The sequence below is a fragment of the Streptomyces sp. NPDC051582 genome, assembly GCF_040681715.1.
Taxonomy (GTDB): Bacteria; Actinomycetota; Actinomycetes; order Streptomycetales; family Streptomycetaceae; genus Streptomyces.
The window spans coordinates 490,616-516,859 of record NZ_JBFAZJ010000002.1; the positions used below are offsets into that span (position 1 = coordinate 490,616).

Here is a 26,244-nt window from a genome sequence, read left to right on the forward strand (position 1 = left end):
CGCGGGCCCGGGGCCGTCGCCCCGGCGGGGCGGGCTTATTTCGGGCATACGCGGTTCTGTCGGGCTTCTCAGGGGGGACTCAGGAAGCTCTCATGATCCGCGGACAGAGTCATAGACATGACCGAGAGCTTCCGCCGCGACGGCGAGTACCCGCAGGAGAACCGCCCGACCCAGAGCGCCGGCTTCGGGGAGTACCCGCCGCCGCCCGCGTACCCGCCGCCGGCGGCCGCTCCGGCGCCCGGGTGGCACGAAGCGCACCAGCCGCCGGTGGCCCCGGCGCCCGCCGAGGGGCCCGCGCACGCGGCCCGCGCCAAGCGGCCCGTCGCACTGCTCGTGGCCGTGGCGCTGGCCGCCGCCGTCATCGGGGGCGGCACGGCCGCCGGCGTGCAGCAGCTGCTGGCCGGCCAGGACCGCAGCGGCGGCGCCATCAACGGCACCAACGTCTCGCAGTCCAGCACCGGCACCGTCTCCGGGGTCGCCGAGCAGGTCAGCCCCTCCGTCGTGCGGATCGACACCCGTACCGGCTCCGGGCAGGGCACCGGCTCCGGCGTCGTGGTCACCGCCGACGGGGAGATCGTCACCAACAACCACGTCGTCGACGGCGCCACCGAGATCCAGGTGACGATGAGCGACGGCAAGAAGTACGCGGCCAAGACCGTCGGCACCGACCCCGGCAAGGACCTCGCCCTCATCAAGCTCCAAGGGGCGAGCGGGCTCAAGCCGGCCAAGCTCGGGAACTCCGACGGCCTCAAGGTCGGCGATCAGGTCGTGGCCATCGGCTCCCCCGACCGGCTCACCGGCACGGTCACCAGCGGCATCGTCTCCGCCCTGAACCGCGAGGTGAACGTACCCAAGTCCGAGCAGCAGGCCCCCCAGCGCCAGCGCGGCGGCGGTGGCGGTGGCGGTGGCGGTGGCGGCAGCTGGCCGTTCTCGTACGACGGCCAGCAGTTCAACGGCAACACCGGGTCGAACACCACCTCGTACAAGGCCATCCAGACGGACGCCTCCCTCAACCCGGGCAACTCCGGCGGCGCCCTCGTCAACATGAACGGCGAGATCGTGGGCATGCCCTCCGCGATCTACTCCCCCTCCAGCGACAGCTCCGGCGCCGGCAGCGTCGGCCTCGGCTTCGCCATCCCGGTGAACACGATCAAGGCCGACCTCGACTCCCTCCGCAAGGGCGGCCCCGGGGGGACCGGCAACGGCAGCACCGGCAACGACGACGGCTCCGGCATCAGCGGCTTCGGAACCTCGTACTAGGCCCGTCGTGCGAGCCTGGTACGACCGACCACGACGATCACCCCTGGGGGACCGAAGATGAATCCGGCCGAAGGCGACCCGCACCGCATCCTCGTCGTCGACGACGAGCCGGCGGTGCGGGAGGCCCTGCGCCGCAGCCTCGCCTTCGAGGGGTACGACGTGCAGACCGCCGTCGACGGACTCGACGCGCTGGAGAAGGCGGCCGCGTACGACCCCGGCCTGATCGTCCTCGACATCCAGATGCCCCGGATGGACGGCCTCACGGCGGCCCGCCGGCTGCGCGCCTCCGGCAGCACCACCCCGATCCTGATGCTCACCGCCCGCGACACCGTCGGCGACCGCGTCACCGGCCTCGACGCGGGCGCCGACGACTACCTCGTCAAGCCCTTCGAGCTCGACGAGCTCTTCGCCCGCGTCCGCGCCCTGCTGCGCCGCAGCGCCTACGCGACCCCGCGCGCCGGGGGCGAGGGATCCGCCGAGGACGCGGACACCCTCGCCTTCGGCGACCTGCGCATGGACCTCGCCACCCGCGAGGTCACCCGCTCCGGGCGCCAGGTCGAACTGACCCGCACCGAGTTTACGCTGCTGGAGATGTTCCTCGCGCACCCGCGCCAGGTCCTGACCCGCGAGCAGATCCTCAAGACCGTCTGGGGCTTCGACTTCGAACCCAGCTCCAACTCCCTGGACGTGTACGTCATGTACCTGCGCCGCAAGACCGAGGCCGGGGGCGAGCCCCGCCTGGTGCACACCGTGCGCGGGGTGGGTTACGTGCTGCGCGTCGCCGGGGCCGGGGATTCCGGAGGGCCCGAGTGAGCCCGTCGGCCAGATTCCGCGCGCTCCCGCTGCGCTCGCGCATCGCCCTGCTGGTGGCCACGGCCGTGGCCCTGGCCGTGGCCACCGTGTCCGCGGTGTCGTGGGTGATGGTGCGGGCCCAGCTGGGCAACCAGCTGAACCAGTCCCTGATGTCCACCAATCCGACCGCGCAGGTGCTGGAACGGCTGCGCGAGGGCTGCCCGGCCCGCCCGCCGACACAGGCCCGGCAGGACATCGCCGAGAACCTGAACGCCACGGTCCAGATCGTCGCCTCGGACGGCAGCCACTGCTGGGTGAGCGGGCAGAGCGACCTGCCGGTGACCGCCACGGACAAGCAGGTGGCGGCGGGCCGCAAGGCCAAGGCGCTGCACGACGCGACGACCGACGACGGCGTCGCGATGCGCGTCTACACCTTCGCGGCGCGCACCCAGCCCGGCGCACCGGTCTTCGCGGTCTCGGTGGCCCGGCCGCTGGCCGACATCGACAAGCCCCTGTCCACCCTGGCCTGGGTGCTGATCCTGGTCTCCGGCATCGGGGTGGCCGGGGCCGGCGTCGCCGGGCTGTGGGTGGCCCGTACGGGGCTGCGGCCGGTCGACGAGCTGACGGGCGCCGTCGAGCACATCGCCCGGACCGAGGACCTGACCGTACGCATCCCCGATGAGGGCGACGACGAGATCGCCCGCCTGTCGCGGTCCTTCAACTCCATGACGGCGGCCCTCGCCTCCTCCCAGGAGCGCCAGGCCCAGCTGATCGCGGACGCCGGGCACGAGCTGCGCACCCCGCTGACCTCGCTGCGCACCAACATCGAGCTGCTCGCGCGCAGCGAGGAGACCGGCCGCGCGATCCCGCCCGAGGACCGCAAGGAGCTGCTGGCCTCGGTCAAGGCGCAGATGACGGAGCTGGCGGCGCTGATCGGCGACCTCCAGGAGCTGTCCCGCCCGGACGCGGCCCCGCCCGCCAGGCTGGAGGTGGTGGCCCTGCACGAGATCGCGCAGAGCGCCCTGTCCCGGGCCCGGCTGCGCGGCCCCGAGCTGCACTTCACCGACCAGATCGCGCCCTGGTACGTACGGGGCGAGGCGGCGGCGCTGGAGCGGGCGGTGGTCAACGTCCTGGACAACGCGGTGAAGTTCAGCCCGCCGGGCGGCGCGGTCGAGGTCGCGCTGCGGGCGGGCGAGCTGACCGTGCGCGACCACGGGCCCGGTATCCCTGCGGAGGACCTGCCGCACGTGTTCGAGCGGTTCTGGCGCTCCTCCTCGGCCCGCGCCCTGCCCGGCAGCGGGCTGGGCCTGTCGATCGTGGACCGTACGGTGCGCCGCGCGGGCGGCAGCGTGGAGCTGCGGGCGGCCCCGGGCGGCGGCCCGGGTACGGAGGCGGTGCTCCGCATCCCGGGCGCCCCGGCGCCGCCGCCGGATCGGCCGCGGCAGCCGTCAGTTGTGCCGTATGAGTGAGGCGACGAGTCCGGAGCGGGTGTTCGGGAAGTCCATCGGGACGATCCCGAGCCCGGTCCGGCCGGCCAGCTCCCCGCCGTCGACGAACGAGTGCACCTGCGGGTTGAGCCGGTCGGAGTTCCAGCGCGGCGGCATGTAGGCGGCGGTGCTGACGTAGTTCACGAACAGCTTCCCGGGCTGCTGGACGGCCTTGCGGAACTGGTTCTCGATCCGGCCGCGCTTGGCGAAGGGCTCGGTGTTGTAGTCGTCCTGGATGTCGAAGACGTTGCCGTCGCCGTAGCGCAGTCCGGGCAGACCGCCGTTGTCGGCGAGCAGGACCACCTTGCCGCGGGCCTGGCCGAGGGTGGGCAGCGAGTCCGCGATCCGGAAGAGCGGGCGCCAGCCGCGGTTGTCGAGGTAGTCGTCGAAGACGGCGCGGAAGGTGGCGTCGCCCTCTTCCGAGTACTCCTGCTTGACGCGCATCAGCACGGTCTCGGAGGGGTGCGCGGCGAGGAAGTTCCAGCAGGCGACGAGCACGTCCCCGAACATCAGGTCCTGGAAGAACGCCGCGTGGTGGATGGCGAAGGAGCCGCCGGTGACGCGGCAGCGGACGTCCAGGAAGCGGATCCCGGAGTCGAGCTGCTGGGCGATCGAGGTGTTCTGGCAGGCGACGTAGAGCCCGCCCTTGGTGGCGCCCGAGTCGTGGGTGCCGGGGATGGTCATCCGCTGGAGGGCGGTCGCGTCCCCGAGCCCGGCCATCCAGTCCTGAGTGGACAGGGCCTGCGCGGCGGGCGTGCGGACGGCCGATGCCGACGCCGTACCCGCTCCGAGTCCCACGGCGGCTCCCGCTCCCGCCGCCACCGCCCCGATCATGAATGCCCGACGATCCAGTGCCATGCCCGCCCCTTTGCGACCCGGTGATGGAAGCCGGCCTTCGCCGGCCTGTGCCCCCGGGATTCTGGCGTGCGGGACGCGCCATTACTACCCTTCGGTAGCCCCTAGCTTTCGAGCAACTCGGCCATGGCGCGCAGCCCTTGGGCGAGCTCCCGGCCGGTCGGCGCCTGCTCCGGGTCCGTCAGCGCCTGCACCATCACCCCGCTCAGCAGCGCGATGTGCACCGACCCGAGGGCCCGTACGTCCTCTTCCGCGACCGCGTCCCCGGGCACACCGCGCAGTTGCGCGGCCACCATGCGGCGGGCCTGGCGCTGGTTCTCGGCGAGGGTGGCGAGCAGTTCGGGCGTGGACTGGGCGTGGACGAAGGCCTCGACGGAGGCCATCCAGAGCCAGCGCATGTCGCCGAAGTCGCGGATCTTGCGGTCCCAGGTGTCGGCGTAGCGCTCCGCGGTGGTGGCGCCCTCGCCCGCGAGCCGGCCGGAGCCCGCGGCCCACTCGTCCATGGCGGCGAAGAGGGCGAGGTTGAGAAGGGCCTCGCGCGAGCCGAAGTGGTAGCCGATCGCGGCCATGGACACCTTCGACGCCGCGGCGATGTCGCGCACGGTCGTGCGCAGGTAGCCCTTCTCCTCCAGGCAGCGGCGCGCTCCGGCCAGCAGGTCCTCGCGATTTCCCATGCCGGGATCGTATCCGCGCGCCCCGTGCACGCCCCTCCCTCACCTTCGTTTGGGCAACTGCCCAATACAGGCGTCTTGCGCGCTTGCCCAAATCCTGGCACGCTCATACCCGTCACCACCGGCCACACAGGGGAGAAGCCAAGCCATGCGCCACACGCTGACGATCGACGGCCGCGCTCTGTCGTACCTGGACTTCGGCGGCCCGGGCCGCCCGCTGCTCGCCCTGCACGGGGGCATGTCCGAGGGCCTCGCCTTCGCCGCTCTCGCCGCCGCCCTGGGCGACGCATGGCGGGTCATCGCCCCCGACCAGCGCGGCCACGGCGACTCCGACCGGGCCGCCGACTACGGCCGCGAGGGCTACGTCTCGGACGCCGTGGCCCTCCTGGACCACCTCGGCCTGGACTCCCCCGTGGCCGTCCTCGGCTACTCCCTCGGCGGGTTCAACGCCTACCACCTGGCCGCCGCCCACCCCGACCGGGTCTCGGCCCTCGTCGACGTGGACGCCACCGTGGAGATCGAACCCGACACGGCGGGAGCGCTCTTCGCCTTCCTGCCCGGCATGCGCTACACCGCCCCCACCCGCGAGGAACTCCTCGCCGCGGCCGGGCCGGTGGGCTCACAGTTCGTCGAGCAGGCGCTGCGCCCGCTCCCCGACGGCGGCTGGCGGCTGCCCTTCCACCCGCAGGACATGATCGACTCCGCCGAGGCCTGCCGCGGCGACCACTGGAACGCCTGGCTCGGGAGCCGCTGCCCGGCGCTGCTGATCCACGGCACCCGCAGCCAGACGCTCCCGCAGAAGACGGCCGACGCGATGGTCGCCCGCCGGCCCGGGACCTCGTACACACCTGTGGACGGTGAGCACTTCCTGCCGTTCACCCACCCCGGAGAGTTCCACGAGGCCGTCCGCGCGTTCCTCGCGGACCTCTGACCGCTCCCGTACGGGGGTCCGGGGCGGACACGCCGAAGGGGCGGCGGGCCGGGAAGGCCCACCGCCCCTTCGGGCGCGCTGTGCGCGGGGTGTTACTTGACGACCGTGATGCGGTCCGCCGCCGGCGGGGCGATCGGGGCCGCCTCCGTCGACTTCGCGAGGTACGCGTTGAAGGCCTCCAGGTCGGGCACGCCGACCAGCTTGTTCTTGTGGTCCTTCAGGACGGTGAACCCGTCGCCGCCGCCCGCGAGGAACTCGTTCATCGCGACCCGGTAGGTCTTGGCGGGGTCGATCGCCGCGCCGTTCAGCTTCACCGAGTCCACGACGATGCGGTCCGCGCCCGTCTTCGTCATGTCCAGGGTGTAGGTGAAGCCCTTCGAGACCTGAAGGATCTTCGGGCTCGCGCCGTTGACCGGGCCGCTGACCTGCTGCTGGAGCGCGGTGATCAGCTGCGCGCCCGTCAGGTCCACCACGTTCATCAGGTTGTTGAACGGCTGGACCGTGTAGGACTCGCCGTACGTCACGACGCCGTCGCCCTCGCCACCCGCGGCCTTGTAGGCCAGGTCGGCACGGATGCCGCCCGGGTTCATGACGGCCAGCTGCGCGCCGCCCTTGGCGGCCGGGGCCGTGGCCTCCAGCTGCGCGTCGGCGATCATGTCGCCGAGCGGCTTCTCGGGAGCCTCGGAGCCGCGGCCCACGATGTCCGCCGAGATGTAGCCCTGCGGGGCGCTCGCGACCGGGGCGGCCAGCGCGTTCCAGCGGGTGATCAGCTCGGTCATGTCCGGGGCCTTGGGCTGGTCCCGGCTGACGAGCTTGTTGACCGGCTTCGGCGCGAGGGCCGCGGTGCGGACGATGTCCTTGGTCTGGCGGTCGTACGTGAGCGTGGTGTCCGTGAACAGGCGGCCGTACGAGGCGGCCGAGGTCACCATGCGCGGGTTGCCCGCCGGGTCCGGGATGTTGCAGGCGTACGCCTGGTGCGTGTGGCCGGTCACCAGGGCGTCGACCTTCGGGTCCACGTTCTTGGCGATGTCCACGATCGCGCCCGAGATGCCGGCGCCGGCGCCCGGGGCGTCGCAGTCGTAGTTGTAGGCGCCGTTGGCGGGCATGCCGCCCTCGTGGATGAGCGCGACGATCGACTTGACGCCCTGCTTGTTCAGGTCCGCGGCGTACTTGTTGATCGTCTCGACCTCGTCGCCGAACTTCAGGCCCTTGACCCCGTCGGCGGTCACGACGTCCGGCGTGCCCTCCAGGGTGACGCCGATGAAGCCGATCTTCACGTCCCCCTTCTGCCAGATGAAGGTCGGGTTCATCAGCGGACGCTTGGTCTTCTCGTCCGTGACGTTCGCCGCGAGGTACTTGTACTCGGCGCCCGTGTACTCCTTGCCGGGCTCGAAGCAGCCGTCGACCGGGTGGCAGCCGCCGTACGCCATGCGGCGCAGCTCGGTCTTGCCCTCGTCGAACTCGTGGTTGCCGACGCTGCTGACGTCGAGCTTCAGCTTGTTCAGCGCCTCGACGGTGGGCTCGTCGTGGAAGAGACCGGACAGCATCGGGCTGCCGCCGATCATGTCGCCGGCCGCGGCCGTGACGGAGTACTCGTGACCCTTGCGGGCCTCGCGCAGGCTGGTCGCCAGGTACTCGACGCCACCGGCGGGTATCGCCTTGGTGGTGCCGTCCGCCTGACGCTCGTTCACGGTGCCGGAGGAGCCCTGCGGGGGCTCCAGCGTGCCGTGGAAGTCGTTGAACGACAGCATCTGCACATCGACGGTGCGGCTCTTGGCCGCACCGCCACCACTCGCGGCACCGGCCGGCAGTGCGGCCGCGACCATCGCTCCGGCACCGGCCGTGACGGCGATGGCGGCGAAGGTCAACCGGCGGGTTCGGCGGTGCCGTTGTGGCGTCGCTGACATTTAGTCCCCTTTTGGACAGCGGTAAAACTCGGGAGGTCGGCGGCAGCCTATGGTCAACGCGCGTAGCACGACAGGGGGTACGGGTGTCGGACTGGTTACACGCAGAAGACGGCTCCATCTCGCTCCGCCGCACGCACACCACCCGCGGGCGGCTCCCGCGGTCGTAGGCTCGACGCATGACTGACGACGCAGCAGCGGCCCTGGAGCCGGGACGCCAGATTCAGACCCTCGACGAGCTGACGGAGGAACAGGCCGACTCCGTGCTCGCCCTCATCGAGGACGCGGCCCGTACGGACGGCACCACCGCCGTGTCCGAGCAGGGCCGGCTCCAGCTGCGCGGCGGGCGCCGCGAGGGGATCCGGCACTTCCTGCTCACCGAGAAGGGCCGGCTCGCCGGGTACGGACAGCTGGAGGACACCGATCCGGTGGAGGCCCCCGCCGCCGAGCTCGTCGTCCACCCCGCGCTGCGCGGGCGCGGGCACGGGCGGGCGCTGGGCTCGGCCCTGCTGGCCGCCTCGGGCAAGCGGATCCGGGTGTGGGCGCACGGCGGCAAGTCGGCCGCCCGCCACCTCGCGCAGGTGCTCGGCCTGACCCTCTTCCGGGAGCTGCGCCAGCTGCGCCGCCCGCTGGGACCGGAGGGGCCGGCGCTGCCCGAGGTGGTGCTGCCCGCTGGTGTGAGCGTACGGACCTTCGTGCCCGGCCGGGACGACGCGGCCTGGCTCGCGGTGAACTCGGCCGCCTTCGCCCACCACCCCGAGCAGGGCTCGCTGACGCAGCGGGACCTGAACGACCGGATCGCGCAGCCCTGGTTCGACCCCAAGGGCTTCTTCCTCGCCGAGCGGGACGGGGAGCTGATCGGCTTCCACTGGACGAAGGTGCACGCCGAGGAGCGGCTCGGGGAGGTCTACGTGCTCGGCGTCCGCCCCGGAGCCCAGGGCGGCGGCCTCGGCAAGGCCCTCACCGCGGTCGGCCTGAACCACCTCGCGGAGGCGGGCCTGCCCACCGCGATGCTGTACGTGGACGCCGACAATCCGGCGGCCCTGGCCGTGTACGAGGGCCTCGGCTTCAGCACCCACGAGGTGGACCTGATGTACCGCACGGAAAGCTGACGCGAGCGCCGGCGGAAGGCTCGCGCCAGGCCCGGCGGAGGGCCGACGCGAGCACCGCCGGAAGGCCCGCCGGAAGCCCGCCGGACCGGCACGGAGAGCGAGGGTCTGCCCACGGACAGGCCCCGCACTCCGGGCGCACGCCAGGGACACAGGGGACGTGCCGGAGCATTCCGGGCGCGGAAAACACGTAAAAGACGTACTCGTGCACCACCCGGAGCCTGGAAGCCATGCGCCATTCACCGGACCTTCACGCACGCTTGCGACTCTCCCCGCATGCAGCCCCGACTCCGACTGACGGGAACCCCGTCCGACGCGCCTGTCCTGCCCCCTGCGCGGAACAATGGAGTCATGAGCCCCCAGCCCAGCGCAGGCCCCACCGAGGTCCCCGCCCAGCACCCGTCCCACGCCTCCGCCGAAGCCCCCGCGGCCTCCTCCGCGGGCGCCCCGGGGCCGGCTGCCCAGCCCGCGCGGATCGGCTCCATAGCCGCGCACCGCCCGCACTCCGGCATGGAACCGGGCCTGGCGCCCGATCTCGACGCCGACCTGGACGGCTACGACGACAAGGACGGCGACGAGCTCCCCCCGGGGCGCTTCCTCGACCGCGAGCGCAGCTGGCTGGCCTTCAACGAGCGCGTCCTGGAGCTGGCCGAGGACCCGGCGACCCCGCTCCTGGAGCGCGCCAACTTCCTGGCGATCTTCGCGAGCAACCTCGACGAGTTCTTCATGGTCCGCGTCGCCGGCCTCAAGCGGCGCATCGCGACCGGCGTCGCCACCCGTTCGGCCTCAGGCCTCCAGCCCCGTGAAGTGCTGGACCTGATCTGGACCCGCTCGCGCGAGCTCATGGCCCGGCACGCCGCCTGCTTCCAGCAGGACATCTCCCCGCAGCTCGCCGAAGAGGGCATCCACCTCATCCGCTGGCCGGACCTCACCGAGAAGGAGCAGGCCCGCCTCTTCACGCTGTTCCGCAACCAGATCTTCCCGGTGCTCACCCCGCTGGCCGTGGACCCCGCGCACCCCTTCCCGTACATCTCCGGGCTCTCGCTGAACCTCGCGGTCGTCGTCCGCAACCCGGTCAGCGGGCACCGCCACTTCGCCCGCGTCAAGGTCCCGCCGCTGCTCTCGCGCTTCCTGGAGGCCTCCCCGCAGCGCTACGTCCCCCTTGAGGACGTCATCGCCGCGCACCTGGAGGAACTCTTCCCCGGCATGGAGGTCCTCGCCCACCACATGTTCCGGGTGACCCGCAACGAGGACCTGGAGGTCGAGGAGGACGACGCGGAGAACCTGCTCCAGGCCCTGGAGAAGGAGCTCATGCGGCGCCGCTTCGGCCCGCCGGTGCGCCTGGAGGTCGAGGAGTCCATCGACCCCGGCATCCTGGACCTCCTCGTACAGGAACTGAACGTCACCGCCGCCGAGGTCTACCCGCTGCCCGGCCCGCTGGACCTGACCGGCCTCTTCGGCATCGCCTCCCTGGACCGGCCCGAGCTGAAGTACCCCAAGTTCGTCGCCGGCACCCACCGCGACCTCGCCGAGGTCGAGTCCGCGTCCGCGCCCGACATCTTCGCCGCGCTGCGCGAACGGGACGTGCTGCTGCACCACCCGTACGACTCCTTCTCCACCTCGGTGCAGGCCTTCCTGGAACAGGCCGCCGCAGACCCGGACGTCCTCGCGATCAAGCAGACCCTGTACCGGACCTCCGGCGACTCCCCGATCGTGGACGCCCTGATCGACGCCGCCGAATCCGGCAAGCAGGTCCTCGTGCTCGTCGAGATCAAGGCCCGCTTCGACGAGCAGGCCAACATCAAATGGGCCCGCAAGCTGGAGGAGTCCGGCTGCCACGTCGTGTACGGCCTGGTGGGCCTCAAGACCCACTGCAAGCTGTCGCTCGTGGTCCGCCAGGAGGGCGACACGCTGCGCCGCTACTCCCACGTCGGCACCGGCAACTACCACCCCAAGACCGCCCGCCTGTACGAGGACCTCGGCCTGCTCACCGCCGACCCGCAGGTCGGCGCGGACCTCTCCGACCTCTTCAACCGGCTGTCCGGCTACTCGCGCCGCGAGACCTACCGCCGCCTGCTGGTGGCCCCGCGCTCGCTGCGCGACGGCCTGATCTCGCGGATCGACAAGGAGGCCGCCCACCACCGGGCCGGCCGCCCCGCGTACGTGCGACTCAAGATGAACTCGATCGTCGACGAGGCACTCATCGACTCGCTCTACCGGGCCTCCCAGGCGGGAGTGCCCGTCGACATCTGGGTCCGCGGCATCTGCGCCGTGCGCCCCGGGGTCCCCGGGCTCTCGGACAACATCCGGGTCCGCTCGATCCTCGGCCGCTTCCTGGAACACTCCCGGGTCTTCGCCTTCGGCAACGGCGGCGAGCCCGAGGTGTGGATCGGCAGCGCCGACATGATGCACCGCAACCTCGACCGCCGCATCGAGGCACTGGTCAGGGTCGCCGACCCGGCCCACCGCGCGGCTCTGGACCGGATGCTGGAGACCGGCATGTCCGACGCCACCTCCTCCTGGCACCTGGGCCCGGACGGCGAATGGACCCGGCACAGCACGGACCACGAAGGCCAGCCGCTGCGGCACGTTCAGGAGATGCTCATAGACGCCCGGAGGCGCCGGCGTGGCTCTGCCAAACCATGACCTGACAGCGCGTGGAGAGGGCTCCGCGGGGGACGTGCTCGGCGCGTACCTGCGGGCCCAGGCCACGGCCTTCCTGCGCGGGCTGCGCCTCCACGAGGAGTGGGGGTCCCCCCGGACGGAATCCGGGGGAGGGGCCGACGCCGCGCAGGGCAGCGGTGCGGCGCGCGGCCTGCGGGGGGCTGCGCGCCGGATCAGCGGATCCCTGTCCACCTTCCGCGCGGTGACCGAGTCCTCGTGGGCCGACGGGCTGCGCACCGAGCTGGTGTGGCTGTCCTCCACCCTCGCGGACGAGCACGCCCACGCCGCCCGGCTGACCCGGCTGCTGGACGCACTGCACCGGCTGTCGGGCTCCCCGGAGGTGCCCGCGCCCCGGGCCGCCGCCGGCGCGCTCACGGTGGGCTCGGCGCGCGCAGGGGCCCTGCTGGAGCGGCAGCTCACGCTGGCCCGCACCCGCGCCCACTCGGCGACCCTCCAGGCGCTGGGCTCCTCCCGCTTCCACGCCGTCGCGGACGCCGTGGCCGTACTGGCCTCCGAGGTGCCGCTGGAGCCTGTCGCGGCCCGCGGGCGGGTGGACGAGGTCCTGGTCCCGCTGGCGGAGGTGGCCCACACCCGGCTGTCGGCGGCCGTCTCGGCGCTCCCGCACGCCGCCGAGTCCCAGCCGTACAACGCCGAGCACGACGGCTCCTGGCACGAGGTGCGCCGGCTGCTGCGGGTCCACCGCTACGCCCGGGAGGCCCTGGGCGAGGACGTGGCCCGGCTGGCGGCGGCCGGCGAGGCCCTGGACCGCCACCGCGACGCGTCGGAGGCCGCGGCCGCCTCGGCGACGGCGGCCCGCACCCCGCGGATCGCCCCGGCGACGGCGTACGCCCTGGGCGTGCTCCACGCCGACCAGCGGCACGAGGTGGAGGCGGCCCGCCTCACTTTCCAGGGCCTGTGGCAGCCGGTGACGGCCGCTGCGCCGTAACCACGAGCGCCCGGACCGAAAAGAACCGGCCACCCGGGTCCGGTCACATAACGGTAACGAGGGGACAACGGCGGATGACCTTCCGGAGCAAACCCGGCCATCCACACCAGGCCGTCCGCCACGGTTCACCATCCGTTCACTTGCCCCGGTCGGCCGCTTCACCTGATCTGCCTAATTTCAGTGGTGCACGGAGCGCGTCACACACCGGATCGAATGACACGCCGTGCGATCCGACGTAGTCCTCTTCGCACGCCGCCCCGATTCAGAAAGCGGCCGGCGGCTTCTGGAAGGAACACCCGAAAAGTGAAGCTTCAGCGCAAGAACATGCTTCGTGCCTCCGCCCTCGGGGCGCTTGTCGTGTCCGGCGCCCTGGTCCTCTCGGCGTGCGGCTCGGACGACAACACGACGGACGGCGCCGCCGCCAGCGGCAAGCCGTCGGCCGCCGCCGGCGACATCAAGTGCGACGGCGCCAAGGGCAAGCTCCTCGCCTCCGGCTCCTCCGCCCAGAAGAACGCCGTGGACCTGTGGGTCAAGAACTACATGGCCGCCTGCTCCGGCGTCGAGGTCAACTACAAGTCCTCCTCCTCCGGTGAGGGCATCGTCGCCTTCAACCAGGGCACCGTCGGCTTCGCCGGCTCGGACTCCGCGCTGAAGCCCGAGGCCGTCGAAGAGTCGAAGAAGATCTGCACCGGTGGCCAGGGCGTCGACCTGCCCATGGTCGGCGGCCCGATCGCGCTCGGCTTCAACGTCGCCGGCGTGGACAAGCTGAACCTGGACGCCACCACGATCGCCAACATCTTCAACGACAAGATCAAGAAGTGGGACGACGAGGCGATCAAGAAGCTGAACCCCGGCGTCACGCTTCCCTCCACCGCCATCCAGCACTTCCACCGCTCCGAGGACTCGGGCACCACCGAGAACCTCGGCAAGTACCTCAAGGCCGCCGCTCCCGAGGCCTGGACGTACGAGGCCGCGAAGAAGTGGCCGGCCCCCGGCGGCCTCGGCGCCACCGGTTCCGCGGGTGTCGCCACCCAGGTCAAGCAGGTGGACGGCTCGATCGGCTACTTCGAGCTCTCCTACGCCAGCGCCCAGGGCATCAAGACCGTCGACGTCAACACCGGCGCGGCCGCCCCGGTCAAGGCCTCCTCCGAGAGCGCCTCCAAGGCCATCGCCGCCGCCAAGATCGCCGGCACCGGCTCCGACCTGGCGCTGAAGCTCGACTACACCACCAAGGCCGAGGGTGCGTACCCGATCGTCCTGGTGACGTACGAGGTCGTCTGCGACAAGGGCAACAAGCCCGAGACGCTCTCCACCGTCAAGTCCTTCCTGAACTACACCGCCTCGGACGCGGGCCAGAAGGTCCTCTCCGACAACGGCTACGCGCCGATCCCGGCCGAGATCAACACCAAGGTCCGCGAAGTCATCAACTCGCTGTCCTGATCGCTGAAGCCCCGGTGCCGGGCAGTTCCCGTCCGAACTGCCCGGCCCTCGGGACCCTCCCCTCCACCCAGGGGATCCGGTGCACCGCCGCCAGGGGGCATGGCCCCCCACCCAGACCGGAAAGACCATGGCTTCCACCACACCCACCCAGATAGACCAGGCTCCGCCTGTCTCCAAGAGCGCAAGGTCCACCGGCCGTGCCGGTGACAAGATCTTCGCCGGGCTCTCCAAGGGATCCGGCATCCTGCTCCTGGTGATCATGGCGTCGATCGCCATCTTCCTCACCTACCGCGCCTCGATCGCACTGTCGAAGAACGAGGGCAACTTCCTCACCACCTTCGACTGGAACGCGTCGGCCACCCCGCCCGTCTTCGGCATCGCCGTCCTGCTCTTCGGCACCATCGTCAGCTCGATCATCGCGATGGCCATCGCGGTTCCGATCGCTGTCGGCATCGCCCTCTTCATCTCGCACTACGCGCCGCGCAAGCTGGCCGCGCCCCTCGCGTACGTGGTCGACCTGCTCGCCGCCGTGCCGTCGATCATCTACGGCATCTGGGGCGCGCTCTTCCTGGTCCCCCAGCTCGCGGGCCTCAACCTCTGGCTCGACGAGTACATGGGCTGGACCTACGTCTTCGACAAGACCCAGGTCGGCGTCGCCCGCTCCCTCTTCACCGTCGGCATCCTGCTCGCGATCATGATCCTGCCGATCGTGACCAGCGTGAGCCGCGAGGTCTTCCTCCAGGTCCCGCGCATGAACGAGGAGGCCGCCCTGGCCCTCGGCGCGACCCGCTGGGAGGTCATCCGGATGTCGGTGCTGCCCTTCGGCCGCTCCGGCGTCATCTCCGCCTCGATGCTCGGCCTCGGCCGCGCCCTCGGCGAGACCATGGCCGTGGCGACCGTCCTGTCCCCGAGCTTCCTGATCAACGGACACATCCTGGACCCGGGCGGCGGCACGTTCGCGCAGAACATCGCCGCGAAGTTCGACGAGGCCAACGAGTTCGGCCGTGACGCCCTGATCGCCTCCGGTCTGGTCCTCTTCCTGCTCACCCTGCTGGTCAACGGCGCAGCCCGCCTGATCATCGCTCGCCGCAAGGACTTCTCGGGGGCGAACGCCTGATGAGCCACGCACTCCAGGACCAGCGGCCCGCCCGGGCCCCGAAGTCCGCCGCTCCCGCCCGCCTGACCCGAGGCGGCCTCCCCCGCTGGGCCCCGGCCGGCACCGCGGTCCTCGCGATCGCCCTCGGCTGCGGCATCGGCGTCGTCGCCGACCTGCACAGCAAGGTCCAGTGGGGCCTGATCGCCTCGCTCCTGTTCGTCGCGATCACCTACCTCTCCAGCGCGATCGTCGAGAACGGCCGCCAGGCCAAGGACCGCGTCGCGACCTCCCTCGTGTGGGTCTGCTTCGTCCTCGCGGTCATCCCGCTGCTCTCGCTGATCTGGACCACCGTCAGCCGCGGCGTCAAGGCCCTCGACGGCGACTTCCTCAGCCACTCGATGAACGGCGTCACCAGCTTCGAGCAGGGCGGCGGCGTCTACCACGCGCTGCTCGGCACCATCGAGCAGGTCGCCCTGGCCACCGCGATCGCAGCGCCCATCGGCCTGATGACCGCCGTCTACCTGGTCGAGTACGGCAAGGGCAAGCTGGCCAAGGCCGTCACCTTCTTCGTCGACGTCATGACCGGCATCCCGTCCATCGTCGCGGGTCTGTTCATCCTCACGACCTGGAACCTGGCGCTCGGCTTCGGCCCCTCCGGCTTCGCCGGCTCGATGGCCCTGTCGATCCTGATGATGCCCGTCGTGGTCCGCTCCACCGAGGAGATGCTCAAGCTCGTCCCGAACGAGCTGCGCGAGGCCGCCCTCGCCCTCGGCGTGCCGAAGTGGCGCGTGATCCTCAAGGTCGTGCTCCCCACCGCCATCGGCGGCATCGCGACCGGCGTCATGCTGGCCGTCGCCCGCATCGCCGGTGAGACCGCGCCGATCATGCTGCTGGTCTTCGGTACCCAGCTGATCAACCCGAACCCCTTCGAAGGTGCCCAGTCCTCGCTCCCCCTGTACATCTGGGAGCAGTACAAGGTCGGCAGTGACGCCTCCTACGACCGGGCATGGGCCGCAGCGCTCGTCCTGATCGCCTTCGTCATGATCCTCAATCTGGTGGCCCGCGGCATCGCCCGCTGGAAGGCCCCCAAGACCGGTCGCTGACGCGACTATCTGAAAGCGAAGTGACCCCTCATGGCCAAGCGAATCGACGTCAGCGGACTGTCCGCCTTCTACGGCAGCCACAAGGCCATCGACGACATCTCGATGACCGTTGAGCCGCGCTCCGTGACCGCCTTCATCGGCCCGTCCGGCTGCGGCAAGTCCACCTTCCTGCGCACCCTGAACCGCATGCACGAGGTCACCCCCGGTGGCCGCGTCGAGGGCAAGGTGCTCCTGGACGACGAGAACCTGTACGGCGCCGGCGTCGACCCGGTCGCGGTCCGCCGCACGGTCGGCATGGTCTTCCAGCGTCCCAACCCCTTCCCCACCATGTCGATCTTCGACAACGTGGCGGCGGGCCTGCGCCTGAACGGCAGCTTCAAGAAGTCCGAGCTCGCGGAGATCGTGGAACGGTCCCTGAAGGGCGCGAACCTCTGGAACGAGGTCAAGGACCGCCTGAACAAGCCGGGCTCCGGCCTCTCCGGCGGCCAGCAGCAGCGTCTGTGCATCGCCCGCGCCATCGCGGTCGAGCCGGAGGTCCTGCTGATGGACGAGCCCTGCTCCGCCCTGGACCCGATCTCCACCCTCGCGATCGAGGACCTGATCGGCGAGCTCAAGGAGCGCTTCACGATCGTCATCGTGACGCACAACATGCAGCAGGCCGCCCGCGTCTCCGACCGCACCGCCTTCTTCAACCTCTCGGCGGTCGGCCAGCCCGGCAAGCTCGTCGAGATCGACGACACGGACCGGATCTTCTCGAACCCGTCCGTCCAGGCGACCGAGGACTACATCTCGGGCCGCTTCGGCTAGACCGAAGCCCTCGGATGTGAACAACGTCCTGCGGTGCTGCATGGCGGTGCCACCGCAAGGCGAAAGAAAAGGGCCGGCTCCCCCTGGGTGGGGGGAGCCGGCCCGCTTTCGTTCGTACGCCGGTCTTCGCCGGCTATCCGACGAAGGCCAGGTCCACGACCCAGAAGCTGAGCGCGGCGACCAGGGCCGCGGCCGGCATGGTGATGAACCAGCCCATCACGATGTTCTTGGCGACGCCCCAGCGGACCGCGTTGACCCGCTTGGTCGCCCCCACGCCCATGATCGCCGAGGTGATCACGTGGGTGGTGGAGATCGGCGCGTGGAACAGGAACGCCGAGCCGAACATGATCGAGGCACCGGTGGTCTCGGCGGCGAAGCCCTGCGGCGGGTCCAGCTCGATGATCTTGCGGCCGAGGGTCCGCATGATGCGCCAGCCGCCCGCGTACGTACCGAGCGACAGCATCACGGCGCACACGATCTTGACCCAGATCGGAATCGGCGCGTCGGCGGCCTGCACATCGGCGATGACCAGGGCCATCACGACGATGCCCATCGTCTTCTGCGCGTCCTGGAGGCCGTGACCGAGCGCCATGCCGGCCGCGGACACGGTCTGCGCGATGCGGAAGCCGTGCTTGGCCTTGTGCGGGTTGGACCGGCGGAACATCCACAGGATGGCCACCATCACCAGGTAACCGACGACCAGACCGACGACCGGCGAGACGAACATCGGGATGACGACCTTGTCGATCACCCCGCTCCAGATGACGCCGGTGCCACCGGCCAGCGCCGCGCCGACCATGCCGCCGAACAGCGCGTGCGAGGAAGAGGAAGGAAGGCCGAAGTACCAGGTGATCAGGTTCCAGACGATCGCGCCGACCAGCGCCGCGAAGAGGATCCACATGCCCCGGTTGCCCTGGGGCGTTTCGATCAGGCCCTCACTGACCGTCTTGGCGACCCCGCTGCCCAGGAAGGCACCGGCGAGGTTCATCACCGCGGCCATCGCGAGGGCGGCGCGCGGGGTCAGCGCGCGGGTCGAGACCGAGGTCGCGATCGCGTTCGCCGAGTCGTGGAACCCGTTGGTGTACGTGAAACCGAGCGCGACACCGATGGTCACGATCAGAGCGAAGGTGTCCACGAGGTTCAGGACTCCTTGACCGCGATGGTCTCCACCGTGTTCGCGACGTGCTCGAACGCGTCGGCCGCCTCTTCGAGCACGTCGACGATCTGCTTGAGCTTCAGCACCTCGATGGCGTCGTACTTGCCGTTGAAGAGCGTCGCGAGCAGCTTGCGGTGGATCTGGTCGGCCTGGTTCTCAAGGCGGTTGACCTCGATCCAGTACTCGGTCAGGTTGTCCATCGTCCGCAGGTGCGGCATGGCCTCGGCGGTCAGCTCGGCCGCCCGCGCCAGTACCTCGATCTGCTGCTCGACGCCCTTGGGGAGCTCTTCCACCTGGTACAGGACGACCAGGTCGACGGCCTCCTCCATGAAGTCCATGATGTCGTCGAGCGACGAGGCCAGGTTGTAGATGTCCTCGCGGTCGAACGGCGTGATGAAGGAGGAGTTCAGCTGGTGGAAGATCGCGTGGGTGGCGTCGTCCCCCGCGTGCTCGGCTGCCCGCATCCGCTCCGCGATCTCGGCCCGGGCGGAGGAGTCCGCTCCGAGCAGTTCCATCAGGAGCTTCGAGCCCGTGACGATGTTGTCCGCGGATGCGGCGAACATGTCGTAGAAGCTCGTCTCCCTGGGGGTCAGACGAAATCGCACGTGAGGTCCTCGGGGTGCATTGGATTCGGTCAGGCTGATGCTAGGCGCAACCCCCGGCCACGGCTAACCGGCGGTTCCGGGCGATTACCCAGTGTCCTCCATCAGGCAGAGTGGGGACCACGGGCCCCCGCCGCTCCGTCCGGGGCCCAGTACCCTATACCCATGAGGGGTATGCACCCCTCGATCCGGACCACGGGAGGACGCATGACTGCCATCGAGGCGGAGGGCTCCGGAGCCGACGTCGCCACCGGTACGGGAACCGCCACCGGCACCGGCGCGGTGCACGGCTACCACCACCAGAAGGACGAGCACCTCAAGCGGCTGCGCCGCATCGAGGGCCAGATCCGCGGCCTGCAGCGGCTCGTCGACGAGGACGTCTACTGCATCGACATACTCACCCAGGTCTCGGCGAGCACCAAGGCCCTCCAGTCCTTCGCGCTCCAGCTCCTCGAAGAGCACCTGCGGCACTGCGTCGCCGACGCGGCCGTCAAGGGCGGGGACGAGATCGACGCCAAGGTCGAGGAAGCGACGAAGGCGATCGCACGCCTGCTGCGCACCTGACCCGGTACGCGACCGCCGCGAGCACCGCAATGGCTGCGCCGGCTACAACCCGAGGCCCATCAGGACCTCGTCGATCCGGTCCTGACTGAGCCGCTCCTCGTCCGCCGCGGACGCCGCGATGATCAGCTCGCCGCACAGCTCGATCTCGGCGAGAGCCACGTGATCCTGCACCGTCGAACCGCCTGCGGGAGTCACGCGTGTCACCTCGATCTGCCGTCATCGGTCAGGGGCCGTCTCAGCGTAGGGAGGCCGGGGCGCTGTGCGCATGACACGGATGGACCATTTCCGGATACCGGGCCATGACCCGATGGCGCCGCCCCGGCACCGCCCGGCCGGCTATTGCGCGATCTTCCCGGCGTAAATGTCCCCGCTTGCGGGCAATACGACCTTCACCGGCGTCCCAAACCCGTAGAGCAGGGTGGTCGAGGAGACATCGATCACGCCATTGTTGACGTAGCTGAAGCGGTGCCGGACCTTCCGCAGCCGCCCCTGCTCGTCGAGGTAGACGTCGAACGGGACGACGTCCTTGCTGAACCCTTTCGCCGCCGCCTCCAGCGCCCCCTTCACCGCCGGCGAGGCGTGCTTCGCGGCCTGACCGATGTCGGTGGTCCCGCGGTAGTGCCGCACCTTCGTGCCCGCCACCTCGGTCTCACCCACGTACGTCGCCTCCCGAACGCCGCGCAACAGCTCGGCCGCGGCCAGCGGATCGGTGGCCCCGCCCGTGACGAGGTTCCCGTCGGCGAGGGTCGTGATGTCGACCCGTACCCACTTGTCGTCGGGCACGCCCGCGCCCCGGTTCTTCATGTACAGGGCCCCGGGGACGAGGAGCTCGGTGATGGGACGGTGCTCGTCCTTGCCGGCCGCGTCGGCCGGGAGCATCACCAGAAGCTGGCCCATCCGGTTCTTGAAGTCGACCCCGCCCTCGCCGCGGATCGTGACCCGGGTCCCGCCGGTGGCCATCTCCATCGCCGTACGGGCCTGCGCGCTGCCGGTCTCGGCCAGCCGGTCGGCGGCTTCCCGTACGGTCGCGGCCGGGTCGGCGGGGGGACGGGCGTCGGCCCGGTCCGCGCCCGCGCACCCGCTCATCGCGGCCAGGGTCGCGGCCATGCCCAGGGCGAGCACCGCCTCACCCGCACGCCCGCGCCGCCGCCTGTGCTGGTGCACCACCATCGCCTGCCAACCCCCAACGCATGACCGCTGCTTGCCCGAGGCCCCCACCCGCTCCGGTTAACGAGGTCCGGGGTTTCCCGTCACGGGCCGCCGCGGTCCCGGGCCGTTGCACGCTCCGGGTACCTTGGTGATGTGGATTCGCACAGCAAAGCGTCGCTTGTCCCTCCGCTTGACGTCGTGCCGCACGCCCGTCCCATGGAGCGGCCACCCACCGGACCCACCGGCCACACCACGAGCACCGCCGAACGCGGCGCCTTCTGCCTCGCCTCGTGCACCTGCGGCTGGAGAGGCCCGGCCCGCCGCTCCCGCGATCTGGCCCGCAGGGACGCGGACCGGCACACCTCGGCCTGAGTGCCGGGAGTCCGGGGCCCGGGAGTACGGGGCCCGGGAGTCCGGGAGTACGGGTGCCGGAAGTCCGGTGCCCCGGGAGTCCGGAAGCGAGGAAGCCGGGAGGCAGTGCGGCCGGGACGCACGGCGGATCGCCCGTTCGGACGGCCCGGCTGGCCGGGGCACCCGGGAGCGGATGCCCTGGATGCATGCCAGGACCCGCACCCCGCGTCGCCGCCCTCCTCTGGGCCCTGCTCCTCACGCTCACGCCCGCCGCCGCGGCCTCGGCCCGCCCGACGGGCTCGGCGGACGGTCCGGCCGACGTGGCCCTGGCCATCGGGGCCACCACCGTCGCGGCCGCGGCCACCGGTCTGTGGCTGCGCTCCCGCTACCGCCGCGAAGAGGACCCGCAGGGGCGGGGCACGGAGGGCGGCGACCCGTGACCCGCGATCCGTGCCCCGCTCCTCGGCCCTACGCCGCGAGGTCGCTCTCGTGCGGGCGGCAGCCCGGCGGCGGGGTCTGCGGCTGCGCGAGGTCCACCGGGCGGGGCAGGGCGCGCCGCTTGGCGCGGACCAGCCGGCCCGCGCGCGGGGAGCGGGCCACCGCCCGCACCACCGGGGTCAGCAGCGCCATCGCGAGCGGGGCGGCCAGCAGCACGACGGCGGTGCCGAGCGCGAAGCCGCCGATGACGTCGGTGGGGTAGTGGACGCCGAGGTACACCCGGCAGAGCCCCTCGACGAGGGCCAGTGCGATCCCGATGAGCCCGAGCTTCCGGTTCGCGATGAACAGGCCGACGCCCAGCGCCATCGCGAGGCCGGCGTGGCCGCTGACGAAGGAGAAGTCGCCGGAGCCGGAGTAGGGGGCGAGCACGTCCAGGCCGTGGTGCGCGGCGGACGGCCGCGGCCGGGCGACGAACGCCCGCAGCGGGACGTTCACGAGGAGGACGAGCGCGGCGGCGAGCGGGGCCCACACGAGCGCGGCGAACGACTCGGCGGCCGTGGCCTCGTCCTGCCGGCGCGTGCCGTGCCAGCACCACAGGAAGAGGAGCACCAGGGCCAGCGGGATCCCGTACGAGCTGACGAGGGCGACGGCCCGGTCGACCCCGGCCGGCGCGTGCCGCGCCAGTCCGTTGATGTCGTACAGCAGGCTTACGTCCACGTTCGGCCCACCGGTCGTGAGTCCAGCCATGGCGATGCGGCCCCTTAGCCCTTGCTCGGTTCCCCTCGGGCGCACGCCGGTGTGCGCCCCTGAACCCCCCCGGTGATCAAGCCTGCGCCCATGGAACGCCCGTTCTGAACACCACGTTCCACTCTCCACCGAATGATCACGGCAACGTTATCGAAGAGAGACTCGTCGTCGCAGCTCAGGGCCTGGGGTTGACGCAGCGTGGGCAAGGTCGCCGCGGTCACGAAGACTTGGCGTCGGCGCCCCGGTCCGGCAGGGCCGCGGCCCCGTCCTTGGTGACACGCGTCGCCCCGAAGTAGTCCGGGGTGTCGATCTTGTCGAAGCGGATCACGGCGCCGGTGTACGGGGCGTTGATCATGTATCCGCCGCCCACGTAGAGCCCGACGTGGTGGATCGCCCGGGAGTTCGTCAGATCATCGGAGAAGAACACCAGGTCCCCGGGGAGCAGTTCATCGCGCGAGGGGTGCGGACCGGCGTTGTACTGGTCGTTGGCCACGCGCGGCAGCTCGATCCCCACCGATTCGTACGCGGCCTTCGTCAGCCCCGAGCAGTCGAACCGCCCGTCCTGGTCCGGCGTTCCGTTCCCGCCCCACAGGTACGGGGTCCCCAACTGCTTCTGCGCGAAGTAGATCGCCCCGGCCGCCTGCTGCGAGGGCGCCACCCGCCCGACGGGCCGCTCGAAGCTCTTCGCGAGGGTCGTGATGGCCTTCACGTAACCCTGGGTCTCCTTGTACGGCGGCACCCCGCCGTACTTGATGACCGCGTACGCCCCCGCGTTGTACGCCGCGAGCATGTTGCCCGTCGCGTCCCCGGGCACACCCGCCACGTCCTTGGCCAGCTCGCAGTCGTACGAAGCCGCCGAGGGGATCGCATCGTTGGGATCCCAGATGTCCCGGTCGCCGTCACCGTCCCCGTCGATGCCGTGCCCGGCCCAGGTGCCCGGGATGAACTGCGCGATGCCGCGGGCGTCGGCAGGGCTGACGGCACTCGGATTCCAGCCGCTCTCCGAGTACAGCTGGGCGGCGAGCAGCGCCGGAGTCATGGCCGGGCACAGGGTGCCCCACTTCTGCACCAGGTTCTGGTACTTGGCGGGCACGGCCCCCTTGGCCAGCCCGAGCGCACGGCCCCCGGCCGCCCCGGCTCCGGCGAGGCCCGCCGCGGCCGAGTACGTACCGACCACGATCAGCACGAGGAAGCTCAGACAGACCCCGACCCCGATCCCGCCTGCCATCCAGAATCTGCGCACCCGTCAACACTCCCCCATCCCCGTCGCTTTCACGTGCGATTCGCTCGTGTCGCCCGCTCCACTACGCCACTTGGAAGCCAAGGGAAGCGCGTGCCCGCGTACGTCACAGGGCCATCCTCGGCGCGGCAGAAGACCGGCGTCCAGTCCTCCCGGCCGCCGGCCGGGGGCACACCGGGGCGCACCCCGCCACCGAAACCCTCCGGGCAGCCGGACGTCAGGAGCGCGGGGCGACGAACAGGCTCTGCGCGCTGCGCCCCATGGGCCCCTTCTCGTCGTGCAGCCGGGCGTCCGCCAGCCCGATCCCGGCCGCGTCCACGCTCGTACGGGCCTCCACGCAGGCCCACTCCCCCACCGGGTGGCGGTGCAGGTGCACGGTCAGGTCACTGTTGACGAACACGTACCGGCCGAAGTCCATCACCGAGCTGATCCCGTTGCCCGAATCGGCGGCGACCAGCACCCGGTCCAGGGGCCTGGTCTCCTCCCCGGCCACGAGCGCCACCTTCATGCGCATCCAGCACGTGCCCGGACCCAGCGCAACGAACGCGCCCTCGGTGAACCGGGTCTCCATCGCCGAGTGGTAGCCGGTCTCCCACGGCACCGGGAAGAACGGCGTCGGCCCCACCTCCCCGGGCGGCGGCAGCTGCGGCCCCGGCGCCACGCCCGGCACGGCCTCCCCCGCCACCCTGATCCGCAGCGCCCGCGCGAGCATCACCGGAGCGCCCCCGGCCGGCGCGAGGGCCGCCTCGACCACCTCGGTGCTGCGGCCGGCCCGGAGCACCGAGGTCGTGACCTCCAGCGGGCCGATCGGCACGGGCCGCAGGATCTCGTACGTGATCCTCGCGATCCGCATGTCGGCGCGGGCGCCCTCCCGCTCCTCCACGGCCCGCCCGAGCAGCGCGGCCGGCGGACCGGCGTGCTGAGATCCCGGGTCCCAGGGCCCGCGCGTGTACTCGGTGGCCAGGAACCGCCCGGCATCGACCCGCTCGTAGAACGCCTCGTGGAACGCCTCGGAGATCGCCATGGCCGGAACGCTACCCACAGGTAACCCGCCCCGCCAGACCCACGTCCCCGACCGGGGACAATGGAGGAGTGTCCGCCACCCCCGCCCTCCCCGCACTCCCCGTCCTGCAAGCAGACTGCGCGAACTGCTTCGCACTCTGCTGCGTCGCCCTGCCCTTCGCCAAGTCCAACGACTTCGCCGTGAACAAGGCCGCCGGAACCCCCTGCAAGAACCTTCAGGAAGACTTCCGCTGCGGCATCCACACCCGGCTGCGCGACAAGGGCTTCCAGGGCTGCACCGTCTTCGACTGCTTCGGCGCGGGCCAGCAGGTCTCCCAGACGACCTTCGGCGGCCGGGACTGGCGCACGCACCCGGGCACGGCCGCCGCGATGTACGAGGTCTTCCCGGTGATGCGGCAACTGCACGAGCTGCTCTTCTACATCACCGAGGCACTCACCCTCCCGGCCGCCGCCCCGCTCCACGCGGACCTGCGCCGCGCACAGGCCGATACCGCGCGGTGGACCGCGGCCGAAGCCGACGCCCTGACCGGCCTGGACGTCGGCGCCCTGCGCGGGAGCGTCAACACGCTCCTCCTGCGGGCGAGCGAACTGGCCCGCGCCAAGGCCCCGGCCCGCAAGAAGAACCACCGCGGCGCCGACCTCATGGGCGCCCGCCTCGCCGGCGCGGACCTGCGCGGCGCCAACCTCCGCGGCGCCTACCTCATCGCCGCCGACCTCGGCGGCGCCGACCTGCGCCTCGCGGACCTGATCGGCGCCGACTTCCGCGACGCCGACCTGCGCGGGGCGGACCTGCGCGGGGCCCTGTTCCTCACCCAGCCCCAGCTGAACGCGGCCCGGGGCGACGCGGCGACCAAGATCCCCCCGACCTTGGTCCGCCCCGCCCACTGGACCGCGTAGCCCGCACCGGGGCCGGTACCGGCCCCGGTCTCGGCCCCGACCCCGACCTTGGCCCCGACCTACGGCCTGATGATGGCCGTCCAGCCCGACGGGCAGGTCAGCGCCGCCGTCGGCGTGTACGTGCACTGGTTCTCGAACACGTCACCCGTGGTCGTCAGCACCTTCACGTAGACCGTGAAGCCCACCGCGGTGAGCGACACCCCGCACGCGTTCCGCGGGTGCCCCGGGTTCAGCTGCGTCGTGAGGTCCTTCCAGGTGTACGAGCCGATCGGCGCCGTCTCCCGCACGCCCAGCGTGGTCCTGCCCCGGTGCAGCACGACACTGAACTCCGTGTCGCTCAGCCCCAGCGCCGTGTCGACGTCCTCACAGGGCCCGTGCGGACCGTTCGGACCCCGGTCACCCTTCGGTCCGCGGTCACCCTTGGGCCCCTGCGGCCCGCGATCACCCTTCTGACCCCGGTCGCCCTTGGGCCCCTGCGGCCCGCGGTCACCCTTCTGACCGGCGCACGGGTTCGCGGGCTTGGCGGCCTTCTTGGCCTTGGCCGCCTTCGCCGCCTTGCCGGGAGCCTTGGCCGGCAGCGTCCTCGCATCCGGCTCCGGACACTTGGTGCTGCTCCAGCCCGCCTCGGCCGCCGCGCCCGCTCCCTGAGCGGCCATCGCCGGAACCGAGGCGCCCACCAGCGCGATCGCCAGCGGAACCGCGAACCCACCGGCGAGCCACGCCCGCCGACCGACCTTCACTGCGGAACCCATCCGTCACTCCTTGCATCGTCCGACCGAACGGCCTGGAGCATCTCCCGCAACCGGCCGGAAGAATGGAACGACTGACGGAATGTCGGACCAACGTCAGCGACTCGGCCCAACGACACGCCCGCACACTGCGCCGAACGGCGGCCACCCGAGCGGCCCCCCGCACGCCGAGAGGGCAATCATTGCCCGGGGTCACCCCCCGTGATACACAGAGTGACCATATGTTCTCCCGCACACCCGCCGCCCCCGCCCAGGTCAGAGCG

The 26,244-nt window shown here is 71.4% G+C and carries 26 protein-coding genes; 15 read left to right on the plus strand and 11 right to left on the minus strand.

Features of this window, described 5'->3' with window-relative positions; all coding sequences use genetic code 11:
• Positions 1-117 precede the first annotated feature (117 nt).
• Genes AB0M92_RS05420 through AB0M92_RS05430 form a run of 3 tightly spaced genes read left to right on the plus strand, consistent with a single transcriptional unit; the run spans position 118 to position 3,521 of the window.
• Positions 118-1,260, plus strand: coding sequence for a trypsin-like peptidase domain-containing protein (locus AB0M92_RS05420; protein WP_366100752.1), 1,143 nt, complete (start codon positions 118-120; stop codon positions 1,258-1,260).
• Positions 1,261-1,317: 57 nt separating this feature from the next.
• A complete protein-coding gene (locus tag AB0M92_RS05425; RefSeq protein WP_366100753.1) occupies positions 1,318-2,073 on the plus strand; it encodes a response regulator transcription factor in 756 nt (251 codons plus the stop codon).
• Positions 2,070-3,521 (plus strand): HAMP domain-containing sensor histidine kinase, encoded by a 1,452-nt coding sequence (locus tag AB0M92_RS05430; RefSeq protein ID WP_366100754.1) that lies wholly within the window; start codon positions 2,070-2,072, stop codon positions 3,519-3,521. Before AB0M92_RS05425 ends, AB0M92_RS05430 begins: the two co-directional genes overlap by 4 nt.
• Here the strand turns inward: AB0M92_RS05430 and AB0M92_RS05435 are convergent.
• A complete protein-coding gene (locus AB0M92_RS05435) occupies positions 3,501-4,397 on the minus strand; it encodes a phosphatidylinositol-specific phospholipase C (protein ID WP_366100755.1) in 897 nt (298 codons plus the stop codon). The two genes, AB0M92_RS05430 and AB0M92_RS05435, sit on opposite strands and share 21 nt — an antisense overlap.
• A 101-nt stretch (positions 4,398-4,498) precedes the next feature.
• Complete coding sequence (locus AB0M92_RS05440) at positions 4,499-5,068, minus strand: TetR/AcrR family transcriptional regulator (protein ID WP_366100756.1); 570 nt, start codon at positions 5,066-5,068, stop codon at positions 4,499-4,501.
• Between the two features lie 145 nt (positions 5,069-5,213).
• Between AB0M92_RS05440 and AB0M92_RS05445 the strand changes: the two genes are divergently transcribed.
• Positions 5,214-5,996, plus strand: coding sequence for an alpha/beta hydrolase (locus AB0M92_RS05445; protein WP_366100757.1), 783 nt, complete (start codon positions 5,214-5,216; stop codon positions 5,994-5,996).
• 92 nt (positions 5,997-6,088) lie between these two features.
• On the opposite strand, the gene AB0M92_RS05450 is transcribed toward AB0M92_RS05445, so the two are convergent.
• On the minus strand, positions 6,089-7,903 hold the full coding sequence (locus tag AB0M92_RS05450; protein WP_366100758.1) for a bifunctional metallophosphatase/5'-nucleotidase: 1,815 nt from the start codon (positions 7,901-7,903) through the stop codon (positions 6,089-6,091).
• A gap of 176 nt (positions 7,904-8,079) precedes the next feature.
• Here AB0M92_RS05450 and mshD point away from each other — a divergent pair, with 176 nt between their 5' ends.
• The 7 genes from mshD (at position 8,080) to pstB (ending at position 17,065) form a co-directional block, all read left to right on the plus strand.
• Positions 8,080-9,012 (plus strand): mycothiol synthase, encoded by a 933-nt coding sequence (mshD, locus tag AB0M92_RS05455; protein ID WP_366100759.1) that lies wholly within the window; start codon positions 8,080-8,082, stop codon positions 9,010-9,012.
• A 348-nt stretch (positions 9,013-9,360) separates the two neighbouring features.
• Entirely contained in the window at positions 9,361-11,655 is a 2,295-nt protein-coding gene (locus AB0M92_RS05460) for an RNA degradosome polyphosphate kinase (RefSeq protein WP_366100760.1), read from the plus strand.
• Positions 11,636-12,619: a CHAD domain-containing protein gene (locus tag AB0M92_RS05465; protein WP_366100761.1), complete on the plus strand. Its 984-nt coding sequence runs from the start codon at positions 11,636-11,638 to the stop codon at positions 12,617-12,619. The genes AB0M92_RS05460 and AB0M92_RS05465 overlap by 20 nt, the downstream gene beginning before the upstream one ends.
• Positions 12,620-12,922: 303 nt before the next feature.
• Entirely contained in the window at positions 12,923-14,059 is a 1,137-nt protein-coding gene (gene pstS, locus AB0M92_RS05470; RefSeq protein ID WP_366100762.1) for a phosphate ABC transporter substrate-binding protein PstS, read from the plus strand.
• Positions 14,060-14,186: 127 nt separating this feature from the next.
• Complete coding sequence (gene pstC / locus AB0M92_RS05475) at positions 14,187-15,176, plus strand: phosphate ABC transporter permease subunit PstC (RefSeq protein ID WP_366100763.1); 990 nt, start codon at positions 14,187-14,189, stop codon at positions 15,174-15,176.
• Positions 15,176-16,258, plus strand: a complete 1,083-nt coding sequence (gene pstA / locus AB0M92_RS05480) for a phosphate ABC transporter permease PstA (RefSeq protein WP_366100764.1) — start codon at positions 15,176-15,178, stop codon at positions 16,256-16,258. The genes pstC and pstA overlap by 1 nt, the downstream gene beginning before the upstream one ends.
• Positions 16,259-16,288: 30 nt before the next feature.
• Positions 16,289-17,065, plus strand: a complete 777-nt coding sequence (gene pstB, locus AB0M92_RS05485; protein WP_366100765.1) for a phosphate ABC transporter ATP-binding protein PstB — start codon at positions 16,289-16,291, stop codon at positions 17,063-17,065.
• A 133-nt stretch (positions 17,066-17,198) separates the two neighbouring features.
• Here pstB and AB0M92_RS05490 read toward each other — a convergent pair whose 3' ends face one another.
• A complete protein-coding gene (locus tag AB0M92_RS05490; RefSeq protein ID WP_366100766.1) occupies positions 17,199-18,200 on the minus strand; it encodes an inorganic phosphate transporter in 1,002 nt (333 codons plus the stop codon).
• A 5-nt stretch (positions 18,201-18,205) separates the two neighbouring features.
• Positions 18,206-18,826, minus strand: coding sequence for a DUF47 family protein (locus AB0M92_RS05495; RefSeq protein WP_030858724.1), 621 nt, complete (start codon positions 18,824-18,826; stop codon positions 18,206-18,208).
• A gap of 162 nt (positions 18,827-18,988) precedes the next feature.
• Here AB0M92_RS05495 and AB0M92_RS05500 point away from each other — a divergent pair, with 162 nt between their 5' ends.
• Positions 18,989-19,387, plus strand: coding sequence for a metal-sensitive transcriptional regulator (locus AB0M92_RS05500; RefSeq protein ID WP_366100767.1), 399 nt, complete (start codon positions 18,989-18,991; stop codon positions 19,385-19,387).
• Between the two features lie 42 nt (positions 19,388-19,429).
• Here AB0M92_RS05500 and AB0M92_RS05505 read toward each other — a convergent pair whose 3' ends face one another.
• Both AB0M92_RS05505 and AB0M92_RS05510 read right to left on the minus strand, forming a co-directional pair.
• On the minus strand, positions 19,430-19,582 hold the full coding sequence (locus tag AB0M92_RS05505) for a hypothetical protein (protein ID WP_167352574.1): 153 nt from the start codon (positions 19,580-19,582) through the stop codon (positions 19,430-19,432).
• Between the two features lie 141 nt (positions 19,583-19,723).
• Entirely contained in the window at positions 19,724-20,557 is an 834-nt protein-coding gene (locus AB0M92_RS05510; RefSeq protein ID WP_366100768.1) for a hypothetical protein, read from the minus strand.
• 177 nt (positions 20,558-20,734) lie between these two features.
• Between AB0M92_RS05510 and AB0M92_RS05515 the strand changes: the two genes are divergently transcribed.
• Positions 20,735-20,908 (plus strand): hypothetical protein, encoded by a 174-nt coding sequence (locus tag AB0M92_RS05515; RefSeq protein ID WP_366100820.1) that lies wholly within the window; start codon positions 20,735-20,737, stop codon positions 20,906-20,908.
• Between the two features lie 185 nt (positions 20,909-21,093).
• On the plus strand, positions 21,094-21,327 hold the full coding sequence (locus AB0M92_RS05520) for a hypothetical protein (RefSeq protein WP_366100769.1): 234 nt from the start codon (positions 21,094-21,096) through the stop codon (positions 21,325-21,327).
• A gap of 28 nt (positions 21,328-21,355) precedes the next feature.
• Here AB0M92_RS05520 and AB0M92_RS05525 read toward each other — a convergent pair whose 3' ends face one another.
• The 3 genes from AB0M92_RS05525 to AB0M92_RS05535 all read right to left on the minus strand — a co-directional run bounded on the left by AB0M92_RS05525 (position 21,356) and on the right by AB0M92_RS05535 (position 24,336).
• The gene (locus tag AB0M92_RS05525) at positions 21,356-22,072 is read right to left on the minus strand and encodes a phosphatase PAP2 family protein (protein WP_366100770.1); all 717 of its coding nucleotides are present in this window, start codon (positions 22,070-22,072) and stop codon (positions 21,356-21,358) included.
• 217 nt (positions 22,073-22,289) lie between these two features.
• Positions 22,290-23,300 carry a bifunctional lytic transglycosylase/C40 family peptidase gene (locus tag AB0M92_RS05530; protein WP_366100819.1) on the minus strand — a complete coding sequence of 337 codons (1,011 nt, stop codon included), beginning with the start codon at positions 23,298-23,300 and terminating at the stop codon, positions 22,290-22,292.
• Between the two features lie 229 nt (positions 23,301-23,529).
• Positions 23,530-24,336, minus strand: coding sequence for a thioesterase family protein (locus tag AB0M92_RS05535; protein ID WP_366100771.1), 807 nt, complete (start codon positions 24,334-24,336; stop codon positions 23,530-23,532).
• A 68-nt stretch (positions 24,337-24,404) separates the two neighbouring features.
• On the opposite strand from AB0M92_RS05535, the gene AB0M92_RS05540 reads away from it, so the two are divergent.
• Entirely contained in the window at positions 24,405-25,232 is an 828-nt protein-coding gene (locus AB0M92_RS05540; protein ID WP_366100772.1) for a pentapeptide repeat-containing protein, read from the plus strand.
• 59 nt (positions 25,233-25,291) lie between these two features.
• Here the strand turns inward: AB0M92_RS05540 and AB0M92_RS05545 are convergent, their stop codons facing one another.
• Entirely contained in the window at positions 25,292-25,984 is a 693-nt protein-coding gene (locus tag AB0M92_RS05545; RefSeq protein WP_366100773.1) for a hypothetical protein, read from the minus strand.
• Positions 25,985-26,244: the final 260 nt, after the last annotated feature.